At 36.4% G+C, this 6727-nt stretch carries 6 protein-coding genes and 1 tRNA gene; 6 read left to right on the top strand and 1 reads right to left on the bottom strand.

Annotated features, from left to right (window positions below; all coding sequences use genetic code 11):
* The coding region (locus ACQR30_RS09185; protein WP_429734276.1) for a TonB-dependent siderophore receptor at positions 1–1278 on the top strand (1278 nt) is incomplete at its 5' end.
* Positions 1279–1330: 52 nt separating this feature from the next.
* On the top strand, positions 1331–2545 hold the full coding sequence (locus ACQR30_RS09180) for a PepSY-associated TM helix domain-containing protein (protein WP_429734274.1): 1215 nt from the start codon (positions 1331–1333) through the stop codon (positions 2543–2545).
* Here the strand turns inward: ACQR30_RS09180 and ACQR30_RS09175 are convergent.
* A complete protein-coding gene (locus tag ACQR30_RS09175) occupies positions 2514–3353 on the bottom strand; it encodes a BadF/BadG/BcrA/BcrD ATPase family protein (RefSeq protein ID WP_429734272.1) in 840 nt (279 codons plus the stop codon). The genes ACQR30_RS09180 and ACQR30_RS09175 overlap by 32 nt on opposite strands.
* Before the next feature lie 160 nt (positions 3354–3513).
* Here ACQR30_RS09175 and ACQR30_RS09170 point away from each other — a divergent pair, with 160 nt between their 5' ends.
* The 4 genes from ACQR30_RS09170 (at position 3514) to ACQR30_RS09155 (ending at position 6512) form a co-directional block, all read left to right on the top strand.
* Positions 3514–5106: a S41 family peptidase gene (locus tag ACQR30_RS09170; RefSeq protein ID WP_429734270.1), complete on the top strand. Its 1593-nt coding sequence runs from the start codon at positions 3514–3516 to the stop codon at positions 5104–5106.
* 81 nt (positions 5107–5187) lie between these two features.
* Positions 5188–5261 (top strand) — tRNA-Arg (locus ACQR30_RS09165).
* A 161-nt stretch (positions 5262–5422) separates the two neighbouring features.
* Entirely contained in the window at positions 5423–5722 is a 300-nt protein-coding gene (locus ACQR30_RS09160; protein WP_429734268.1) for an ISAon1 family transposase N-terminal region protein, read from the top strand.
* Positions 5723–5888: 166 nt separating this feature from the next.
* Positions 5889–6512, top strand: a complete 624-nt coding sequence (locus ACQR30_RS09155) for a nucleotidyl transferase AbiEii/AbiGii toxin family protein (protein WP_429734266.1) — start codon at positions 5889–5891, stop codon at positions 6510–6512.
* Positions 6513–6727: the final 215 nt, after the last annotated feature.

Here is a 6727-nt window from a genome sequence, read left to right as displayed (position 1 = left end):
TCTCAAACCAATTACTCCAATACTTACAGTTTTTCCAATGGGCATTTCCCTTATTTCTTTGTACTGCCTAACAAATACCTTCCTGGAGGAGATCCCACTGCGACAGGTGCTGATTATCTTTCACGTGGAGATCAATCAACGGCTAATAGTGAAGAGACGGTGAGCGAAATGCAACAAAATTTCAATGGCGATTTCCTTATTGGAAACTTACGTAATAGGATAGTGATAGGTTTGGATTATTTTCATCAGAACTCCAACCAATTATTTTACTCCACTGACCAGTTTGATATCGTTAAAAAGAACGGACTTATTCCCAACTATGGTGATTTTAATGAAAATAATTTAAATGCTTATTATCAGGATACGGCAAATCGGAGTTCCATCTCAAATTATCCCGAAAAATTTAAAACAAATACCTATAGTGCCTATGTTTCAGATGTCTTAAATATAACCGATAACTTTCTGGCAATGGCAGCTGTGCGGGTGGATCATTTTGATAACAAAGGCAGTTTTGAGCAGACAACCGGGCAGTATACAGGTGCTTATAATCAAACTGCTTTTTCTCCGAAATTTGGTTTAGTATATCAACCGGTGAAAGATCAAGTGGCATTATTCGCCAATTATCAAAATGGCTTTACTAATGAAACGGGCGTTGATTATCAGCATAAAACGTTTAAACCAGAACAGGCCAATCAAATAGAGGGAGGCGTGAAATTAAATACCGCCAATGGCAAACTATCTGGGACATTTACTTATTATCATATCAAAGTAACAGATATTGTAAGAAATTACAATGACCCGACTAATCCGAATGCCAAAATTCAAAATGGCACCCAATTAAGTAAAGGCATAGAAGCTGAAGTAATTGCTAATCCATGGCAAGGGTTGAATATTGATGCAGGCTTTTCTTACAACGATTCTAAATACACGAATGTAGGTGCGGATGTGGACGGTCTTCGCCCAAGTACAGCAATGTCCCCTTACACAGCTAATTTGTGGTTGAGTTACAAATTTTCTTATGGGAGCTTGAAGGGTTTTGGGTTGGGTTTTGGCGGTAACTATGCAAGCGATAATAAAATAGTCAATAGCCGGTCTATGGGCGTTTTTATTTTGCCAGCTTACACCGTTTTAAATGCGACTGCTTATTATGATTGCAGCAAGTTTAGATTTGGTCTAAAAGTGTCCAATTTGACCAACAAGGAATACTGGACAGGCTATACAACGATGAACCCACAACAACTTAGAAGTGTAAATGCAAGTGTGGCTTTTAAATTTTAACTCATAAAAAAAAGTCTGTAAAGTAAGACAGCTTTACAGACTATTGTTATGTATGCCCATCAATAAAAAATCAAAAGTAAATCGTGTAATCACCTGGCTACATCTATGGCTGGGATTGGTTTCTGGTATTATTGTATTTATTGTGAGTATTACGGGTTGTCTTTTTAGCTTTCAAAAAGAGATAACAGAAATGACTCATAAAAAAGAACTTTTTGTTACGCCTCCTACAAAAGATGCTGAATTTTTACCTTTAAGTGTTTTGAAAGAGAAAGCACAAACTGCTTTGGGAAGTAAGGAACCCGTGACCTACATTACTACTTATGCCCGCCCAGATCGGTCATGGGAATTTATGGCTTACAAAGAAGATGATACCCATGCTATTACTTTTGCCCAATCAGTAAAATATTATGAATCTGTTTTTGTGAATCCCTATACGGGAAGCATTATAGGTCGGATTGATTATATGCACAACTTTTTTGTGATAGTAAAATATATTCATTGGAGTCTTTTGTTGAGCACGCCCATCGGACAGCCAATTGTGGGTTGGAGTACTTTGATCTTTGTAATTATGTTGATTACAGGAATCATTATGTGGTGGCCGAAAAAATGGGATAAAAAACATAAGGGCCGCAGTTTTAAAATAAGATGGAAAGCGAAATGGAAAAGAGTAAATTATGATTTACACAATGTGCTCGGCTTTTATACCTTTATCATTGCACTAATTTTAGGATTGACAGGGATGGTATTTGCGTTTAAGTGGTTTCAAGCTACCGTATATGTCGCAGGCTCTTTAAGTACAAAGACTCCAACAATACAAAATTTCCAATCAGATACTACGGCTTCTTATACAAATGACCCATTAAGTACCGCTTTATTGGAGGCAAAAAATACTTACCCCAATGCAAAGCGTTATTTTGTAAGCATGCCCTATTCCAATAAAGCTGCTATAAATGTAATTGCTTATGAACACAAAGAAGTTTATTATGACGCCAATACTTTATATTTCGATCAATATACCGGTAAAAAGTTAGGTGTAGATACTTATCAAAAGAAAAATAATGGGGAGAAATTAATACTGATGAACTACGATATACATGTAGGCGCTATCGGTGGATTAATCGGTAAAATAATCGCATTTTTGGTGAGTTTGGTTTGTGCTTCGTTGCCCATAACGGGCTTTCTTATTTGGTTAAAAAGAAAGAAAAAGAAAGCTAAAAAAACTTCTTCCAGAAAAACTATTGATGATAGCTTGCGAGTGCCTCAATAGGTTGTTTTTGGATGTTACCCAGCTCCAGTTCGTAGGTATTACACAACTCTTTTAAGACATCTTTAAATGCATAGGCAATACCGCCTACAAAATGTAGCGGCATGGTCCATGCTTCACGAAATTTATATAGATGTGTAACAATAAAATCGTTCAGACCGTCTTCGATGATATTTTCAACCATATAGTGACCACGATTCTCGGATAAAAAGGCAGAAAACCCTGCTAAGTATTGACTTGGAAAGGGTTTTAGATAAGTGTTGTTTAAGATTTCAGCACGCGAGGAATTATACTTTTTCTCAAAGGCATTCATTAAATCTTCGTCAAAAGTCTTGTACAAAAAGTATTGCAAAACTTTTCTTCCTAGATAAGCGCCACTACCTTCATCGCCTAAAATATAGCCGATGCCGTTTTGTTGCTGTACTATTTTTTTTCCGTTAAAGTAGGCGCAGCCACTTCCGGTGCCTAAAATAGAAACTACCCCTTTGTGGTGACCGCAGGTAGCTCTTGCCGCGGCAATTAAATCTGTGTTTATTTCAATAGTTGCATCTAAAAAGGCTTTATTTAAGACTTTTTTCATTATCTTTCTATTCTCCAAAGAATCAAGTCCTGCGCCATAAAAATAAACTTCATCGACATTTTTATTTTTCAATTTGGGTAATAAAGATTGTGAAAGCACATTACTAATATCTACCGGCTGGATAAAATAGGGATTTAGGCCGCTAGTTGCAACTTTTGTTTTTTTATCATTTTCTAATAAAATCCAACTGCATTTTGTAGCACCGCTGTCAGCGATAAGCTTAATTGCCATTAGGAGCGTTTTTATGGTTATTAGATTACTAAGTTATACATATTTCATTATAATCTTATAATTGATACGCATTAAATTTTCTTTAAAGTAATTAATTCGGAATTTGTCCTAATTAATTAAGATATTCGCAAAGTTTTTACCCCTACTCTTAAAAAGGAATATGAAGAATAAAAAATTTCAAATCTGGCTTCCAGTTTTACTTTCTGTTATTATGGTTTTGGGCATGGTCATCGGCTACAAATTAAGGAAAGATACTGCAGGGGCGTCCTCATTTTTAAGAAACAAGCAGAACTCGGCTATCGCGCAAGTGGTAAGCATTATCGACAAGATGTATGTAGACAATGAAAATGTCGACTCTTTGCAAGCAAAGGCGATTAATAATTTATTGATGCAACTAGATCCGCATTCTGTGTACATCTCAGCGGAACAATTGCAAATTTTAAATGACCAGACAAAAGGAAGTTATCAAGGGATGGGCATTGGCTTTGAATTAATAAGAGATAGTGTTGTTATTACCAATGTTGTCAAGGATGGCCCGGCATTTAAAGCCGGCGTACAAGTAGGCGATCGGTTTTTAGCCTTTAATGATTCCATTAAGCTATCCGGTCCTCAACGTTCACCAGACGGTGTCGTGAATTTGCTGTATCGTTTAGGCAATAAGATAAAAGTACAACTAGCTCATAATAATAAAATCTCTACAATTAATATCGAAAAGGCCATTTTACCAGTTAGCTCTATTGATGCTGCTTACATGATCGATTCGGTAACGGCCTATGTTAAGTTGAATAAGTTTTCGGAAACAACTTATCATGATTTTATGATGGCGCTCGAAAAATTGAAGGCGGCCGGTATGAAGCAATTGTTGTTGGACTTGCGGGGTAATAGCGGTGGTCTATTAAGTTCGGCTACAGAAGTGGTGAATGAATTTCTTTTGCAGGATCAGTTAATTGTTTACACAGAAGGTTCAAAAGTTGGACGTATAGAATATCGCTGTAAAAGGGACGGGTTGTACCCATCTTTAAAAATGGCTATTTTAGTAGATGAGACCACAGCCTCCGCAAGTGAAATCGTAGCCGGTTCATTGCAGGATTGGGATAGGGCTACGATCATCGGACGCCGCACTTTCGGAAAAGGGTTGGTGCAGGATCAATTTAGGCTTAGCAATGGGGATGCCTTGCGATTGACTGTTGCGCGCTATTTTACGCCACTTGGTCGCAATATTCAGAAGCCGTATAACGATGGCGTAGAAAACTATAAAAATGAATTAGCAGCTCGTTTCCATAATGGAGAAACAGTTTTTGGTGATACCTCTTCCCCAAAAGGTAAGGCTTATACGACCCCGAAAGGGCATGTCGTTTATGGCGGTGGGGGCATCACGCCGGATGTATTTGTCCCTTTTGATTCTACGCTTTTGCCACGGCAGGCTGCAGATTTGTTTTTAAAAGGCATACTCACAAAATTCACATTCTTGTATTATATGCAACACAAGGTTGTTTTAGACAAGATGAAAACGCCTGTAGACTTGGTTAAGGCTATTCAGCCGGTGGATAAAATATGGCAGCCTTTGTCTGTTTTTGCAAAAAATGATGGGGTTGATATCACAACCTTGAGTGCGGACGCCAAAGCAAATATTTTAGAAAAATTTGAAGCATTTATAGCTAAGGCTGTATATGGTTCACAAGGTTATTTTGAAATAAATAATGAAGACGATAGCATTGTGAAAAAGGGATTGGAGGTGATAAATAGTAACTAATAAAAATTATAGAATTTATTTGTAGATTGACTTGGAATTTATTTTTTAAAATCATATCTTTGCAATCCCAAAAAAGGGTATGGCTGCGTAGCTCAACTGAATAGAGCATCTCACTACGGATGAGAAGGTTTTAGGTTTGAATCCTAACGCGGTCACTTAAAAATCAAGCAGTTAAGAATTTTTTCCTGACTGCTTTTTTATTTGGATAAGGTCTATTTTTTATTGCTGATTGGATCAATGCAAAAACTTTGGATCAACGCAAAAACTTTTGGAAAGGGCATAATATTTTTACATTTGCGGCCTATTAAATATTATTATGCAAGACAGCTATCTATCCTTATTAAAATTTATTCTACCCTCGTATATTTTAGACCATTTTGAACTAATATCCGCCCGCAATGAAGGCGAAGATATTTTGCATATAGAATTAGAAGAACCAAATATAATTCCAGCTGAGTTTGAAGCGGGTAAATACCATTCCAAAGGCTTTTTTCCCAGTATAACCATACAAGACTTTCCCTTACGTGGACACCGGGTATATTTTCATATAAAGCGTCGTCGGTGGCTTAAATTAGAGGATGGGGACAAAGATAAAGTTGGTGAGTTATCTTTGTAATGCTTGAATTTTAAATAGTTATGAGCCTTAATATCTTACATCATAAGCCTATTGTCCCCAGAAAAAATGATCTTGAGTCTAATTTTCGGAAGGCAATCTTTTGGGATGTCGAGATAGATAAGCTTTCTATTAGGGATGATATATTCCAAATATTTAAATTGTTTTCGTGAAAATCGCGGTATCTCATTTAAAGGAAAAGTATGCTGGACATAACATAGAGATAGAATTGGAAAACAAACAATTAGAGAACCTTTCTTTTATAAGATGTCAAATCAATCGTAGTGGGGAGGACATTAAAATTGATATCATGCGGAATATAAAAATGTTGCATCTACCCCAAATTACGCATGATGGAATTCGAATGATACATGATTTAGATGTTGCTAGCCTGAAATTATTAGCGGCTGCTGACAGGGGACAACAAAAAGATTTTTATGATTTATACTTCCTTTCCGAAAAGCACGGATTAGATAGAATTTATAATGTTCTTCGGGAAAGACATAAACAATTTGTATCAGGTGCTGATGACAATATTTTCAATCTACCAACCCATAAGCCGAAAGAAGATCTAAAGAAAGATCTTTCAGCTCTGGGAAATTTCAATAAAGTTAGAGACAGAAGTGCTTCCGGGAACCGAGTAGTTTTCACAGAAGATTCTGAAATAAAAATGTCCCTTCCGGTGCTTAAAGATAAATGGATTCTAAAAGTCAAAGCACTTGCAAAAGATGTCGATCTCGAGTTTAATGAAACTGAAAAAGTAATTAAACATCGACGAGGACTGAGGATGTAAGATAACATGGAAAGATTGCTATTTTAGAAAGCAATCGAGTTTCAGATAAAAATAAACATTATTTGTCAATACAGTAAATTCAACTATTATCTACCTCAAACGAGGTGGGGTATAGGTGTAGCAGCATTGATTCTATGTTAAGAAGTCTTCTGAAACATCTATACCTTTTTAATTTTTCTCAGCCTCAAACTTTTGTTTTACCAGGTTTAGATGTT

Source organism: Arachidicoccus sp. (assembly GCF_050436765.1).
Classification (GTDB): domain Bacteria; phylum Bacteroidota; class Bacteroidia; order Chitinophagales; family Chitinophagaceae; genus Arachidicoccus.
Note: the sequence above shows the minus strand (reverse complement) of the source record. Positions and strands in the feature narration are given on the sequence as shown.